Source organism: Streptomyces sp. NPDC001380 (genome assembly GCF_042895785.1).
Taxonomy (GTDB): Bacteria; Actinomycetota; Actinomycetes; order Streptomycetales; family Streptomycetaceae; genus Peterkaempfera.
The window spans coordinates 1-15084 of record NZ_JBIAWP010000044.1 but is presented as its reverse complement, the minus strand read 5'-3'; the positions used below and the strand labels follow the sequence as shown (position 1 = coordinate 15084).

8 protein-coding genes and 3 pseudogenes are annotated in these 15084 nt (G+C 73.7%); 7 read left to right on the top strand and 4 right to left on the bottom strand.

The features are described 5' to 3' along the window. Positions 1 to 229: 229 nt before the first annotated feature. A complete protein-coding gene (locus tag ACFY07_RS28000; protein ID WP_390872344.1) occupies positions 230 to 4078 on the bottom strand; it encodes a S8 family serine peptidase in 3849 nt (1282 codons plus the stop codon). Positions 4079 to 4951: 873 nt separating this feature from the next. Here ACFY07_RS28000 and ACFY07_RS27995 point away from each other — a divergent pair. From ACFY07_RS27995 to ACFY07_RS27965, 7 genes and pseudogenes are all read left to right on the top strand, one after another. After that, positions 4952 to 5482 (top strand): SMI1/KNR4 family protein, encoded by a 531-nt coding sequence (locus tag ACFY07_RS27995; RefSeq protein ID WP_390872343.1) that lies wholly within the window; start codon positions 4952 to 4954, stop codon positions 5480 to 5482. A 184-nt stretch (positions 5483 to 5666) separates the two neighbouring features. After that, positions 5667 to 6548, top strand: a complete 882-nt coding sequence (locus ACFY07_RS27990) for a DUF2716 domain-containing protein (protein WP_390872341.1) — start codon at positions 5667 to 5669, stop codon at positions 6546 to 6548. 187 nt (positions 6549 to 6735) lie between these two features. Beyond that, a pseudogene (locus ACFY07_RS27985) lies at positions 6736 to 6996 on the top strand (transposase); the annotation flags it as partial. Positions 6997 to 7519: 523 nt separating this feature from the next. Next, on the top strand, positions 7520 to 8095 hold the full coding sequence (locus ACFY07_RS27980; protein ID WP_390872339.1) for an RNA polymerase sigma factor: 576 nt from the start codon (positions 7520 to 7522) through the stop codon (positions 8093 to 8095). Continuing rightward, on the top strand, positions 8092 to 9309 hold the full coding sequence (locus ACFY07_RS27975; RefSeq protein WP_390872338.1) for a CU044_5270 family protein: 1218 nt from the start codon (positions 8092 to 8094) through the stop codon (positions 9307 to 9309). Before ACFY07_RS27980 ends, ACFY07_RS27975 begins: the two co-directional genes overlap by 4 nt. A gap of 243 nt (positions 9310 to 9552) precedes the next feature. Continuing rightward, on the top strand, positions 9553 to 10338 hold the full coding sequence (locus tag ACFY07_RS27970; RefSeq protein WP_390872337.1) for a L,D-transpeptidase family protein: 786 nt from the start codon (positions 9553 to 9555) through the stop codon (positions 10336 to 10338). A gap of 405 nt (positions 10339 to 10743) precedes the next feature. Beyond that, positions 10744 to 10974, top strand: a complete 231-nt coding sequence (locus ACFY07_RS27965) for a hypothetical protein (RefSeq protein WP_390872336.1) — start codon at positions 10744 to 10746, stop codon at positions 10972 to 10974. Here the strand turns inward: ACFY07_RS27965 and ACFY07_RS27960 are convergent. From ACFY07_RS27960 to ACFY07_RS27950, 3 genes and pseudogenes are all read right to left on the bottom strand, one after another. Then, positions 10950 to 11293 (bottom strand): annotated as a pseudogene (locus tag ACFY07_RS27960) (transposase); the annotation flags it as partial. The gene ACFY07_RS27965 and the pseudogene ACFY07_RS27960 sit on opposite strands and share 25 nt — an antisense overlap. Before the next feature lie 240 nt (positions 11294 to 11533). Continuing rightward, a pseudogene (locus ACFY07_RS27955) lies at positions 11534 to 11776 on the bottom strand (transposase); the annotation flags it as partial. Positions 11777 to 11946: 170 nt separating this feature from the next. Continuing rightward, positions 11947 to 14508 (bottom strand): Helicase associated domain protein, encoded by a 2562-nt coding sequence (locus ACFY07_RS27950; protein ID WP_390872335.1) that lies wholly within the window; start codon positions 14506 to 14508, stop codon positions 11947 to 11949. Positions 14509 to 15084: the final 576 nt, after the last annotated feature.

Below are 15084 nucleotides of genomic sequence, written 5' to 3'. Positions count from 1 at the left end.
CCGAGGCGGTGGCGGTGGCGACGAGGAGGCGGTAGACGCTCTCCTCGATCGCCGTCAGGCCTACCGCCTGGAGCATCCCCGGGACTCCTCTCGCCTCCGTCCGGTCCGCGACGTGCGGACCAGGTCGTTGACTTTTGTATCAGGCATGGGTGTGTGCACGAGCGCCGGCGGGCGCCGGGGCTCTTTCGCCCCGACGCCCGCCGGTCTCAGCAGTGCGGCCTGCCCGCCGTCACCGCCTCGAGTCGCTGCCGCGGTGCAGGTAGGCGCGGTCGACCGTCTGCCGGACGCTGTCGCCGGCGGCGTCGGTCGCGGTCACCCGCAGCGTCACGAAGGCATCGCCGTGGGCGCGGGAGGGCCGCTCCACGGTGGCGGTGAAGTGGCCGCCGCTGCCCTGCCCGGCGGTGGCGGCCGTCCTCCAGGTCCGCCCGTCGTCGTAGGAGGCCTCGAGCGTGAGCCTCACCCCGCGCGGGGCGGGCAGGCCGTCGGGCAGCCGGACGTCGAGCCCGAGGGTGTGCGCCCGCTGCGGGCCGACCGCGTTGTTCGCGTCCACCGGCACGGCGTAGTCGACGGTGAGCAGCGGGAGCAGGGTCACGTCGGCCGCGGTGTCCGAACGGAACGTCCAGGACGTCGTGGTGTTCGTGGCGAAGCGCCAGTTCTCCGAGGTGCGAGCGGTCTGCAGGTCCAGCCGGTAGTCGGCCATGCCCGCCGCCACCTCGAAGTCGCCCCAGGCGCCGGCGGTGGACCGCGCCACCTTCTCGCCGTCGCGGTAGAGCTCGGCCACGGCCGTGTCCCCCGCGTCGGGCTCCCTGAAGCCGATACCGCCGAAGGCGGAGCCCTCGGCGAACGACCAGTGGCCGGCGCCGTCGGTGAAGTCCGGGACGTGGAAGGAGAGGGTGTCGCCGCGGCGCGCCGAGGACGGCCAGCCGGCCACTCCCTGCGGGAGGGCGGGGCGCACCGCCGCCGCGAACCAGCGCTCGGCGGCCCGCTGTCCGGGCCGGTAGGTGTGCGCGGCGTCCCGCATGCCGGCCTGCAGGGCGAAGTCGCGGCTGGTGACGGTGTCGTGGTGCACGGTGTGGCTCCACAGCGTGTCCCCGGCGCTCACGTACTCCACGCGCTTGAAGCCGACGGGCACGTCGCGGGTGTACTGGTTCCACGCGGTGGCCTGGTACGGCCGCCACCCGAAACGCTGCTCGCTGCCCCAGGCCGACGCACCGGTGCGGGTGTAGGTGCTGGTGACGACGGCGCTCTCGCGGTCGGAAACGGTGTGCACCAGGTGCTGGGGTATGCGTCCCTTGGACACCTGCAGCACGTCGTAGAGGTAGGGGCTGCGCACCGTGCCGGTGAAGTGCACCCGCGTGGTGCGCTGTGCGGCTTGCTTGAGCAGGGCGGTGCCCTCCACCGCGCCGGCGCGCATGACCGGCAGGGCCAGCCGGTCCCCGTCCGGGGCCCACTGCGTCCACGGGTAGAAGCCCTCGGGCATGACGAGCATCAGCGCCTTGGCGCCGGCGTGGGCGGCGGCCTGTGCGAGGGCGGTGTCGTCCGCGAAGTCGTAGCGGATGACGGCGAGTTTGCCGCGCACCTTGGCGGCCTCGAGGTCGGCGGCGGTGCCGGCGCCTGCGTCCACCGCGGTCAGCCGTACGCCCTTGTCGTCGAACGCCGGGGAGGCGGCCAGGTAGTACGGGGTGAACCGGGAGCTGCCGGAGACCTCCGCCCTGATCTGAGGGGCCGTCAGCTGCCAGCGGGAGGCGTACTCGAAGGTGCCGTCGGTGACCTGGGCGGTCGGGCTGACGTAGAGCCGCTTGCCGATGTCGAAGTACATCACGCCCTGGATCAGCCCCTTGCCCGAGATGCGGCGGTAGGTCTGGTAGCTGAGGATGCCGCGCTGCTCGGCGGGGCGGGGGGTGCGGATCTTCACCTCGGTGACCTTGGAGGCGTCCAGCGTCACCGTCATGTCCTTGGTGACCTCGACCTGCGGATCGACCACCTCGCGCAGTTCCTGGCCGTCGGCGGCGTCGTCCAGTGTGCTGAAGCTGAGCTGGTAGGTGCCCTCCTCGACGACGGCGACGGCCGGTTCGATGCTGGTGTAGGGCGCGAAGCCGTCGGCGCCCCAGATCGTCGGCGTGGCGTAGGGGATCACCTTGCCGTCGCGGTCGCGGGCCACCACGGTGATCCGGTGCTCGGGCGCGTGCACGGCGAGGAAGAGGGTGGTGTGGGCGAGCACGGCGCCGTCGGCGCCGGTCGCGGTGGCGTAGCCGTAGTAGTAGCCGCGGGCCGCGTGGGCGGGGTCCGTGCGCAGCGGTACGTCGGCGACGGCGCCGGGGGCCAGGTGCACGGTGTCGGTGGCGGGTGTGACCGCGTCGGCCGCCAGGGCGTCGCCGTCGGCATCGGCCAGGGTGACGGAGAGTTTCAGGTCGAGTGCGTGGTCCCCGGTGTTGGTGTAGTGCAGGGTCGCAGCCTGTGCCTGTCCGCCGGTGCCGCCGGTGCCGCCGGTGTGCAGGGCGGGCAGGGTGACGGTGCCGGTGGCCGTGAGGGGGCCCATGGCCGCGGGGATGTCGATGCGGCCGCCGCCCTGGCCGTTCACCTTGGTGCCGGGCACCGTGCGCGCGGTGCTGATGAGGGCGTCCTTGAGCTGTCGCCCGTTCCAGTCCGGGTGCTGCTGGGCCAGGAGCGCGGCGGCGCCCGCCACGTGCGGGGTCGCCATCGATGTGCCCGAGGCGGCGGTGTAGTCGGCATCGACCGGGTCGCCCATCGCCGTGCCGGAGGCGCGCGCGGCGACGATGTCGACACCGGGCGCGGTCACGTCGGGCTTGACGGCCTTGTCGCCGAGGCGGGGGCCGCGGCTGGAGAAGCCGGCGAGGGAGTCGTCGCGGTCGACGGCGCCGACGGTCAGCGCGGCGTCGGCCGCACCAGGGGAGCCGATCGTGGAGTCGCCCTGCTCACCGTTGTTGCCGGCGGCGACGACGAAAAGGGTCTGACCCGACACGGAGAGCGTGTTGACGGCCTGGCTCATCGGATCGGTGCCGTCCGTCGAGGCGTCCGAGCCGAGGCTCATGTTGACGACCTCGGCGTGCTCGGCGGCCGCCCACTCCATACCGTCGATGACCTGCGACTCCGAGCCGTAGCCGTCGTCGCCCAGCACCTTGCCGATCAACAGCTCGGACTGGGGGGCGACGCCACGCCGCGTACCGGAGGACGCCGCACCGCTGCCACCCACGATCGAGGCGACATGCGTGCCGTGACCGAAGTGGTCTTCGATGCCGGTACTGCCGGAGAAATCCTTGGACTCGGCGATCCGGCCGACCAGGTCCGGGTGGCCGGTGTCCACACCGGTGTCCAGGACGGCCACCTTCACGCCCTGGCCCTCGTAGCCGGCCTTCCACGCCGTCGGCGCGCCGATCTGCGCCGTGCTGCGGTCCAGTACCGGCGCCACCCGGCCGTCCAGCCAGATGCGCGGGGTCGCCGCGACGCGGGCGGCGCCTTGGGCAACGCCCGGCCGCAGCGTCTTCCAGAAGGCGCCGAGGTCGTCGTCGGCGACGCGCAGCGAGCGCGCCCCGATGCTGTCCAGACGCCGCTCGGGAGCCGAGGGCTCGTTGAACGCGGCGACCCGCTCCGCGACCGCCGCCGCGGCCTTCCTGCTCTGCGCGGTCGTCCTGGCCACGTCGCGGACCGGCGCGGCCGACACGATGAGCGGCAGCGCGGAGGCGCCGGCCTCGTCGTACCCCTGCGCGATCAGACCGGTGACGTCGAACAGGCGCCGGTCCAGCGCCCCGGCGGCGACCAGGTCCGCAGCGTCCGACGGCAGCACGGTCAGGGAGCCGCCGTCCTGCTCGAAGGTGCGGAAGACGATCCCCCGCCGCCCCGGCCCCGGCTCCACCGACGCGGTACGCCGCCCGTCGGGCCCGGACGTCACCGTCACCCGGTCACCGGTCACCAGCCGCACGCTCGCGGCCGGCTTCCCGCCACCGCCCGCAGGTGCCGCCGCACCGGCCGGGGACGCGGAGGCGAACGCGGACGGCACGCCTCCCGCGGCCAGCAGCAGCCCTGTCGATATCGCCGCCGTCAGGCGGATCCATGCCATCGTCCAAGCACCTCTCGTACAACGGGTATTCACGTGCCGTCCGACAGAATCCGCTGCCGCGCCGGGCATGTCACCGGCCTCCGGTGGCACAGCTGCGACATGTCGCAACGGCGCCACACCGCAGCTCGCGCCCGCATACCGGGCCTGCGGCCGCCCCGCGGAGTGCGGGCCGCACCACCACCTCAGGATCAGGACGGCTCGCCGCGCCCGGGGCCGGCGGCCGCCGGCCCCGCGCACCCGGCCCCGCGCCCGGGAAGACCGGGCCGGCCAGGGCGGCCGCCGGCCCGGGCAGCAGCGCCCGCCCCCCGGCGCTGCCCAGTCCGGGACCGCCGTCCGGCACCGGGCGGCCTGGCTGGTCGCCTCCGTACGCGACCAGGTGGGCGGCCGTACGCCTCGCTCGCCCTACCGGGGCCTCAGGCCCCCACCGATCCCTCCCAGGCCGTCTCCTCGTGTGCCGCGGACCCGTCCTTACCCACGCGCTGGACCTCTACCGGCAGGCGCAGATCACCGGCCGGCTGGAGCGCATCCGCGCCCGCGCCGCCACCGACCGCGCCCGCCTGCAGCACACCGCCCGCACCACCGCCGACCGTGAGACCACCGACCGGCACACCCGCCCCGCCACCTGGTCGCGCCCGGCCGGGCCGCGCCCGGGGCCGGGGGGAGGTCCCGGGGCTGGGCCGGTAGCCGCTCCCGGTTCGCTCCGCTGCGGCCCTGCGGCCCTGCGGCCCTGCGGCCCTGCGGCCCTGCGGCCCTGCGGCCCTGCGGCCCTGCGGCCCGGAGCGGGGGCGGGGGCGGGGGCGGGGGCGGGACGGTCGAAGGAGCAGCCTCCGGGGGTGTGGGCACGTCCGGCCGGGGGTGGCAGGATCCTGGGCTGTGGACCGGTCCTCCTTCTCGGCCGCGTGGCTGGCGCGGTGGCGTGCGGACCTCACCGGCGCAGTGCAGACCCTGCCGACAGGCTTCGAGCGCACGCACGGCTACCCGCCGGGCGTCAACGAGGTGCGCCCGCCGGACGAGACGGGGCGGCGGACGGCGCAGCAGTTCTCCGGCGGCCTCCTGGGCTTTGAGGACCTGGCCCTCTTCTACGACACGGTCGGCGAGGTCTGCCTCCCCGACATCGCAAACGGCTTCTTCCTCCACCACGCGGGCGACGTCCTGCACCGGCTCTCCGAAGACGGCCCCGTCCACCTCTCACCCGCCGGCGACCGCCCCGGCCTGGTCATCGCCTCCGACGGCGGCGGACAGCAGTACATCGCCGACCACCAAGGCCCGGTCCACCGCACCCGCACCGCCTCCACCGACACCGCAGACCTCGACCAGGTCGCCGACACCTTCCCCGCCTTCCTCGACCTGGTACGCCACACCGTCCTGCGCTTCACCCGCACCGGCGATCCCGGCACCCTGTGACACCAGGCCGCCCGACCCCCTCCCCGCCCCTCCGAGCCGCACCGGGCCGCGCCCGGGGCAGGGGGAGGTCCCGGGCGCGGGACCGGTGGACCATCCGCCCCGGGCCGGGCCGCGTCGTGTCCGCGTGCCGGTCCCCGGCCGTCCGGCGCCGCCACGGTGCGGTGCGTGGGTCTAGGGTCGGGGGGTGACCGATGCCGCCCTGCGCCGCCTGAACCGTGCGGAGTACGACCAGGCGTGGGACCGGGTGGAGGCGTCGCTGGGCTTCCGCCCGAGCCTGACCGACTTCCCCGGCGTCCGCGAACCCGCCCCCTCGGTCACCTGGAGCCTGCGGGAGCTGCGCGAGGACGACCCGCGCGGGCACCGCCGCGACCGGCTCATCGACACCGTCCAGGACGCCCTGACGGCCTGCACCCCGCCCGGCGCCCGCCTCCTGCTCCTCAACTGGCAGCACACCTGCTGGACGCTACGCCCGGACCTGCCCTCCACCGACGACGTCTTCCTGCCCCGCGTCCTGGACGGCCGCGCCCGGCCGGGCTGGCCCCTGAGCCCCTACCCCGACCACGACTACTACTTCTTCCTCGCCGAGGACCTCGGCCACGGCACCTTCGGCCACCCCTGGGAACCCTCCCTGTGCCTGTTCGGCGCCCCTCTGCTGCAGCGGGCCGCCGACGCCCTGCACCGCCTGCTGCCCACCGTGCTGCGCCGCGACGGCCGACCCGTACGTCCCCGCGAGCAGGCCCGGCCGGCGCAGGAGGAGCGTGCCGTGCGGCACGTGAGGGTCACCTGGACCCACGACTTCGCGGACGAGCCGGTGGAGATCCTCAGCGAACTCGACGAGGAGGACCGGGAGGGGCGCAAGGTGGAGGTCTTCCATGGCGGCCGCCTGGCGCGGGCCGACGCCTCCCACGAGACCGCCGCCACCGGCCTGGGCGAGGTGCCCTTCCCACCGCTGGAAACCATCGACGCCCTGGAGGACTTCACCGCCCGCCCGATGACCGCCGCCGCTTTCGAGCAGGCCTGGACGGCCGCCCGCCGCACCGGACGCACGCCACCGTCCTCGCCCTAGCCCGACCCGCCCCCGCCACGAGCCGCCTCCAACACCCCAGGACGGTGCCGGGCGGTCAGCAGGCGTGGGGCAGCTCCCACCGCCCGCCCGGTGCCTGGGCGGCCAGCAGGGCGTCGAGGAGGGCCAGGCGCTCGGCGTCGTCCAGCCGCAGCAGGCGCACCAGGTCGGCCAGCAGGGCGAAGGACGGCTGCCTGACCGCGCCGGCCTCCGGGGCGCCGTAGTGCCGCAGGCTGATCCCCGGCGCGCGGGCCGACGGCGGGCCGGGGACCGCGAAGTGCTGGCCGCGATCGTCTACGTGGCGACTACGGGCTGCACCTGGCGGCAGCTGCCACCGGTCTTCGGGCCGGCCTGGCAGACGGTGCATCGGCGCTTCGCCCGGTGCAGCCGGGCCCGGGTCCGGGCCCGGCTGCACCGCGTCGTCCTCGACGAACCCGGCGCCCGCGGCGACCGCACCGTCCACGGCGACCTGCGCGCCGACACCATGGTCCGCGGCCACCACCGCGGTGTCGTCCTCGTCGACTGGGCCCACGCCACCTGCGGCCCCGCCCTCATCGACCCCGCCCCTCCTCGCCCCCAGCTTGTCCTCGCCGGCTGGCGCAACCTCGCCGCCGCCGTCGACCACTACCGGTCACACCCCGACCACGCACTTGACCTGATCAAGCCCACAACCTGAGAAAGATCGCGTCCTGCGTCGGCAGGCACGGTCTTCCCCTCGGATCACGGGGCGTCGGGAACTCCATGCTCTTGGAAGTCCGTGCCAGTCGCGTTCCCGGGCCCTGTACAGCGGCCGGATCCCCACGAACCGGACGCTGTCCGACTACGCCGAAGCCCTGGGGTCTATCCGGACGTGTGCGTACGTGTGACACCCGCCGGAATGCGACGTTGATCACACGAGACTTTCGTGCCCTGCCTGTAAGAAGAGGGCCGCTGCTCGCATTTCCAGGTATGAAAGCCGAGATGAGGGGGTGCTCGTGACATCTGCCGAGCGCTTCCACGAGGTCTACGAGGAGTGCTACCCGCGTGTCTTCGCCTATGCCACGAGCCTGGTGGGACGCCAGGTGGGCGAGGACATCACCAGCGAGACGTTCACCATCGCCTGGCGGCGGATCCATGGCGACGTCCCCCTCCCGACCCTGCCGTGGCTGCTGGGGGTGACCCGCAACCTGGTGCGGGAGATGCGCCGCCGTGACACTCTGCGGTACCTCCTCGCTGCTGAGGAAGCACGGCGCATCGCCGGCAGCGCCGAGGACCAGGCCGGTGACGTGGCGACGGTGGTCGCCGATCGGCACATCGCGCTGCAGGCCCTGGCGAGCCTGCCCGAGAGCGACCGGGAGTTGCTGACCCTGATCGCCTGGCACGGCCTGAGCACGAAGGAAGCCGCCCAGGTCCTCACATGCACCAGCGCAGCACTGGCCGTGCGCCTTTACCGTGCGCGCCGGCGCCTGGAGAAGGCCCTGGAGGCGGCGCACGCGTCCGGGCCGTCCGAGGCAGCGTCGGCACACGCCGTCGGCACCCCCCGACCGCATTGCGAAGGAGCAGCCGCATGAAGAACGCACAGCACCGATCGAAGCGACCCGACATCATGCAAGTGCTCGCGGACGCACGGCCCGATGAGCTGGACCCGGCACGGCTGACCAACGCTGCCCGGCAACGGCGGGACCTCGTACGCATCGTCGCCGGGCCCGTGGACGGACGTGTGGCGCGCCGATCCCCGCGTTTCCGCCCGGTGAGAACGGTCGCCCTCGCGGCGGTGGCGGCGTCCGTGGTGGTGTCCGTGGGCACCTTCGACCGGCAGGCACCGGTCGACGGGTCCGCGGCGCGGCCCCGGACCTCCGCCGAGGCCCAGGCGCCGGGCGGGGCCACGGACATGCGGGTCGACGGCCGTGTCGAACTGCTCAGCGCGGCCATGAAGGCCGAAGCCTCGCCCGCGGAGGGGACGTACTGGCAGACCACCACGCATGCGCAGTACGTGGACGTCGCCGAGGCGAACGGACGGCTCTTCGCCGTGCGCACTTCGTCGACCGAGAACTGGTCGGTGGGTGTGCGCCCTGGGACGAAGAGTCTGATGGTCTCCGGGCTGGACTCCGAGACCGAGCCGCGGACGCCGGCGGACAAGGCGGCGTGGCAGGCGGCGGGTTCGCCCCGCAGGGTGCAGCTCGAGGTCTGGGAGCCGACCGGTTCCCATGCGATCCTCTCCAAGATGGGGACCGGGCGGCCGACGGTCCTGCGGACGAACATCGGCGGCAAGATCTACGCCGTCGGCCCGGACAACGTCTCCTACAAGGACCTGCAGGCGCTGCCCTCCACCAGCGCTGGACTGCGCCGCCACCTGGAGGAGTTGTACGCCCAGGACAACGGTGCAGACGGCCGCGCGTGGGGGCGCAGCGCCTGGATGCTGCGCCAGGCGGGCAACCTCGTCACGATGCCCGTGAAGCCCGCCGTCCGGGCGGCGGCGTACCGGGTGATGGCCGGTCTGCCCGGAGTCCGGGTGGTCGGTCACGTCACCGACCCGCTGGGGCGCGAGGGCGTGGGAGTGGAGTTCCCCGGCACCTACCGCACGGCGCTCGGGACCACGCAGCAGCAGCTGGTCATCGACGCCGCCACCGGTGACATGCTCAGCGACGAACTCCTGCTCGTCGACCCCTCGGCCAAGGCCGAGGCGACGGGCCTCAAGGCGGGCACCGTGGTCACCTACCAGGCGACCAGCCGGATGGGCTGGAGCGAACACCAGATCATCGTGCCGAAGAACGCCCACGGCTGATCCGGGCGCCCGCACACCGTCGGGCAGTCACGAGAACCACACCGCCGGGCCGCGCCCCCCGCCAGGGGCGCGGCTCCGCAGGCGCGGCCAAAGCCTGCTCCCCTGCCCCGCAACAGGCGGCCGCAACCGGCCGTCCGGCACCGCACGCCCCCGTCCGGGGCTCTTCGTACCTCCCTGTGCCTCCCCATACCTCCCCGAACCTCCCCGCACCTCCCGAGAAAGCCGATACTCGTGCGCCCGAACATGGTCTATCTCTCAGCGACGGCAGCACTCGTCGTCTCCGCGCTGGGGCTCACCACGTACCACCAGCTGGCCGACAGTGACGCCTCTGGGACCCACTCTCAGGGCACGAGCGCCTCCCGGGCCGACGGAGCGGCGACCGGAGAGCCGGCCCCCGCGTCCGCCGCTCCGCCGGCGACGGCTCAGTCACGGCCCCAACTGCCCGCCCGGTTGCCGGGGCTCGGCCCGAAGACGCTGGCACGCATCCCGGCCAATACCCGGCAGGTCGTCGTCGTCACGGGAACCGGCAAGAACTCGCCGTCCTCGCGGGTGGTGCTCTGGCAGCGTGTCGACGGCGGCTGGCGCCGCGGGGAGGTGTGGGCCGCCCACAACGGCTACAAGGGCTGGACGGACAAACACTACGAGGGCGATCTGCACAGTCCCATAGGGGTGTTCGGCCTCACCGACGCCGGCGGACGACTGGCCGATCCGGGTGCCAAGCTGCCCTACCACCACTCCGGTGCCCTCTCGGTCAGCGGCACCGGCTTCGAAGGAGAGCCGCTGGCCGGAGCCTTCGACTACGTCATCGCCCTCAACTACAACCGCCAGCCGGGAACTTCACCGATGGACGGCACGAAGCCGATGGGGGCGAGCCGCGGCGGGGGCATATGGATCCACGTCGACCACGGCGGCCCCACACACGCCTGCATCAGCCTCTCGAAGGCCCACATGCGGGAGTTGTTGCGCACGCTTGATCCCGCCGATCACCCCGTGGCCGTCATGGGTGACGCGGCCTCCCTCGCCCGCTGATCGTCGCGACGGGCCACCGATGCTCGACGGCCCGGCTCTGGCCGCGGCGCTCCCGGCGCCGCACCCGGTCCTTGCGGCTTCGCCTGCCGTCGGCCGAGGCGGCTGCTCGGATCCTTTCCGGCCTTCCTCGCCGTCCTGGGGAGGGGGATGCGCCGGGCGGCACCCCGCGTCGAAGGTCCCGCGCCATACCTGGAACGACCGTTCACGGGGCCCGGGTTCACCGTCGTAGGTGCCGCCCGCAGAAGGGCGTACAAACCGCCGGGCTCGCGTCCCTCCGCGGTCCTCGGCCCGGACCGGCTCGTCGGCAACGCGAGCAGCACGTCGCGGCCCGAGGCCCTGGACACACCTTCCCGACATCGCCGCCCGGGGGAACGCGTCGATGACGACCTTGCTCAGAGAGGAACCATGAACACCAGCACTCACCGTCGGAGCGCGGACGTCGTGCCGAAGCTGCACGGCATGGGCGCCATCGCCACCGATGGGTCCCGCGCAATCGGCCGGTCGGTGGTCGAACGCCTCGTCGCCGACGGGGCCCGCATCGCCTTCTCCCACCTGTCCGGTGCCGAACCCGCCGCTCAGTTGGAGCGCAAGACGGCGGCGGACGGCGGCGCCGCATGGCCCTTGCGACTGGCATAGGCCGCGAAGACGCCGATCTGGCAGTTCTCCGTGCGTTCTGCGATTCCGGAGTACTGACGCTGCACGCCGGCGGAGATGGTGCCCTTCTCGATGAAGCCGGTATCGCCGATGATCAAAACGCCGTCCGGCCCGCCGAGTTGCTCGGCAACATACTCCTGCAGGTCATCGCGGACACCGTCCGCGTCCCACCGGCCCAGGACAGCAGATGCCGCAACCCGTGCGGCGACGAATGGCCGGCATGCTCGGCCGGTTGCCAGCCGTTCTTGCGGCCCACCTGGCCCAGCAGCCCACGCACGTAGTCCCGCATCCGGCGCCGCGGCTACCGACCCGTCCCTGCCCGCCCACGAACCGAGGACCCCTGGAGCACCCGACCCAAGTCGCAGGAGAGCGTCGAGCAGCAGCGGATTCCCGTCCGTCACGTGCAGGACCGCGTCCACGAAGGCGGCGGAGTCCTCCGGTTGGATCCGCGGACCTCCGCCGGTCTCCTCGGCGACGAAATCGATGAACTGCGCCGCGAACGGGGGGTCTGCAGCCAGCGGTGCAACTCGGGTGGGGTGAGTTACCGGCGGCCGATGGAGAGCCGGCCGTCGAAGGCGATGTCGAAGGCCTGCAGGGCAGGCCTCCAGCGCATCGTCCAGCGTTTGCGTCCCTGGCCGGTCGGGTCCAGGCTCATCACGGCCAGGTGGACGCACGTGAGCGCCGCCTGCTCGTGGGGGACGTGCCCGCAGGCCCGCACCGCCTTGCGGATCCGCGCGTTGACGGACTCGATCGCGTTCGTGGCGCAGACGACGCGGCGGATCTCCGCGCCCGCGGGGATGGTCCCACCCACACGGGCCCGGGGGCGGGCCGTGTGCACCGCTCTCCGCGCCTGCGGGGGTCCCCACCCGCTCGGCTCCGGTCCGGGGGCCTGACGACGGACAAGGGGCGGGCCGCCCTGCCGGCGCCCGCTCCCGCCTCACTCCTGACCCGCGTCTACCAGCGGATGTCGAGGGCGTCCAGGGCGGCCGTCTGCTCGGGGCTGAGCTTGTCGCGGCGGGCGCGGGTGTTGTTGACCCACACCCCCAGCGCCACCGTCGTCACGCCGCCGTCCGGGCCCGTCACGGGCTCCTGGTGGGCGCGGGGGACCCGCAGGTGTCCCTCGCGCGCGTGGAACGCGCGGACAGCCTCCAAGCCCTGGGCGAAGCGCTGCTCGCGGCTCAGGCCCGGCCGGGCGGCGGCCTTCGCCACCCGCCGTGCCCGCTCCCGCGCCGCCTGCGGGTCCTCCTCGATGCCGAGGGCGGCCAGCAGCTCCCGCTGCCCGGGGTCCAGGTCGGACCAGGCGGCGCGCTGCGCCGGCACCCACCGGCCGATCGCTTCCCCGTCGACGGCCGCGTCGGCGGGCAGGGCGGCCCAGTCGACCTGGCCGTGGCTGGCAAGCCACCAGGCCCGCGCGGCGGTGCAGGCGCGCTGCCACGCGATGGGCCAGGCGGGGCACCACCACGGGTCGATCGCCTCCAGCTGCCGGCGCCGCCCTTCCGGCAGCGCCCCCGGCGCGCCTACCGGCCGGGTGGCGGCGGCCCGGGCGGCGGCCAGCCACGCCCCGACCGCATACCCGCCCAACCAGGCGCGTGCGGGAGCGGCGAGCGACCCGTGATGGGCGGCGGCCCACTCCCGCGCCCAGTCCAGCCCGGCCTGCCACCGCTGGTCGCTCACATCCCACACCATGCCGAGCTGGTCGAGCATGAGCACGCGGTGCCCGGCAAGGGTCCCCGCAGCATGCTCCGCCCGCTTCTCCGACAGCCACCGGCCCAGCGGAAAGTCCCCCACCACACCGGAGTAGGGCACGTCCAGACCCCCGTGCTCGGCGTGCCAGGCGCGGGCGGCGGTGATCCCCTCACGCCAGTACTGACTCTCCCCGGTCAGCACCCGCAAGTTCACGAACAGCGCCAGGACATCGGGCTCGGGCGGGGTCTGGAACCGCACCGGCAGGGTGAAGGACGGAACACCCCCAACCTCCCCGTGAGCGCCCTGACCAGGAGCTACAGCCGACTCGGCGCTGCGCCCGGTGGTGCGCCCCCCGGGCCGCTGGGGCACGGCGAGCGTCTCCACGACCTTCGCGTCATGCGCCCGGATCGCCGTCAGGATCCTGACCAGCGGCTCGTAGCTGCGGGAGCCGAGAAGGTCACCGGGCTCCTCGCCGTCGGCCAGGAACACCGGCACGATCAACGACGCCGTCTTCCCCTCCCCGGGCTGCATGCGCAGGGCCCGCCCGATGGCCTGCACGATATCCACCATCGACCCGCGCCCCTGGAGCAGGACACTGTCCGCCGCCGGGATGTCCACCCCTTCACCCAGGACCCGGCAATTCGACATCACGGCGTAAGGAATCCCGTCACCCTCACCAGCCTGCGCGAATTCGCGGATGATGGCCGCCCGGAAACCCGCGTCATGCTCTCCGGCGAGCCACTGCGCCCACACTTCCTCATAGTATGTGCCGGGGTCTTCCAGCCACAGCCGCTCCGCGGTCTGGTTCAGCGTCTCCGAGAAGTACCGGGCCTCGATCGTGCGATGGTGAAAAGTGATCGTCTTCCGCAGCCCACGCTCGGCGGCGGCCCGCAGCAGCCCGGCCTGGATGGCCGCCACCCGCGCCGGCCGCACCTCGTCCCCCTCACCGCCCTCGTCCTCCCCCACCCCCGGACCCCACGGCACCGGCTGCCGCGCCGCCAGGTCCGCGTGCTGCTCCGGTGCCCGCAACTCCAGCACCACCACCTCGAACGGCGCCAGCAACCTCCGGTCGATCGCCTCCGCCAAGCCCAGGCAGTAGACGGTACGGCCGTAGAGGGCCGGATCGTCCATGGAGCACACCACCCCCTCGCCCAGCGGCTGCACGGCCCCCTCCCGCACTCGCGAGCGGGGCGGCTCCCACACCCTGGGGGTGGCCGTCATGTACAGCCGCCGCACCGCGGGGATCGCGGTCTGGTCGTGCACCACCGCCCACCGCTTCGCCAGCGACCCGGAGGTGCGGTGCGCCTCGTCGCACACCATCAGCTCCAGCGGCGCCAGGACCTCCCCGCGCTCCGCGGCCGCCGCGTAGGCGTCAGCCACCGCCCCGACGCTGGCATAGGTGGCGTACAGCGTGATCGGCACCGGCCGCCGACGGGCCCGCAACCAGTACGCCAGCATCAGCGGTGCCGTACTCACCGACACCCCCGCCGGCACCTCGCCCCGCTCCAGCGAGCACACCGCGTACGCCTCGCCCGGGCGGCCGGCCGCCCGCCACGCCCCGATCATCTGCGCGAGCAGGTCGAGGGTGGGCACCACCACCAGCACCGGCCCCTGCGGCGCGAGCCGGGCCGCGGCCACCGCCCCCACGAAGCTCTTCCCCGACCCGGTGGCCATCTGGACGGTGGCCCGCAGCCCGCTCGCCAACACCCCCATGCCCGGGGCCGGGCTCAGCGCCCGCACGATCGCGGCCACCGCCTCCTCCTGGTGGCCGCGCAGCCGAACCCGCCCGGACGGCGCCGGATCGTCGAGGCCGTCGAGAGTGATGGTCACCAGCTTTTCCCCTCGTTGGTCCGGGACCGCGCAGCACGTTTCCCGCGTTTCTTGGGCAGGCATTTCTGATACACCGGACAGGCGGGCGAACCTGGCGAGCCGTTCGGCGCGGAAGACGCTGTCAGGAGTCGATAGAGGAATGGACGGGAAACTCCGAAGGCAGGAAATGAAGCCCAGGAGCAGGGGGCGGTGAGGCGGGATCTGGTGACGCTCTAAAATGATACACCGGCACTGCGGCCTGACGGGCCCCCAGAGGAGGCGGCATCGCACAAGACTGCCTGACAGGCCGTCACCAAACACCAGGCGCCCCGGCGCGCAAGCGGACCACCCCCGCCCTCCTAGCCAGCCTCATGGCCCGGAGCGAAGCGGAGGGCCGATGCCACCTGCCAGAACCACCTCCAGGCAGTAGCGCTGCGGGAACGTCAGCAGCGGGGTGCGCAGCGAAGCGGAGCACCCCGCCAGGACGGCCGCGAAGCGGGCCGGCCGGCACCGAGCGAAGCGAGGTGCCAGGACACGCGGAGCGGGTCCGACCGGCGCCGAAGGCGCCGGCGCTCCCTCCGAGCGCAGCGAGGAGGG

Coding starts and splice junctions, on each gene's coding strand:
- ACFY07_RS27975 (WP_390872338.1), top strand. CDS start 8,092: ATGAAGAACGCACAGCACCGATCGAAGCGACCCGACATCATGCAAGTG.
- ACFY07_RS27965 (WP_390872336.1), top strand. CDS start 10,744: ATGAACACCAGCACTCACCGTCGGAGCGCGGACGTCGTGCCGAAGCTG.
- ACFY07_RS28000 (WP_390872344.1), bottom strand. CDS start 4,078: ATGGCATGGATCCGCCTGACGGCGGCGATATCGACAGGGCTGCTGCTG.
- ACFY07_RS27970 (WP_390872337.1), top strand. CDS start 9,553: ATGGTCTATCTCTCAGCGACGGCAGCACTCGTCGTCTCCGCGCTGGGG.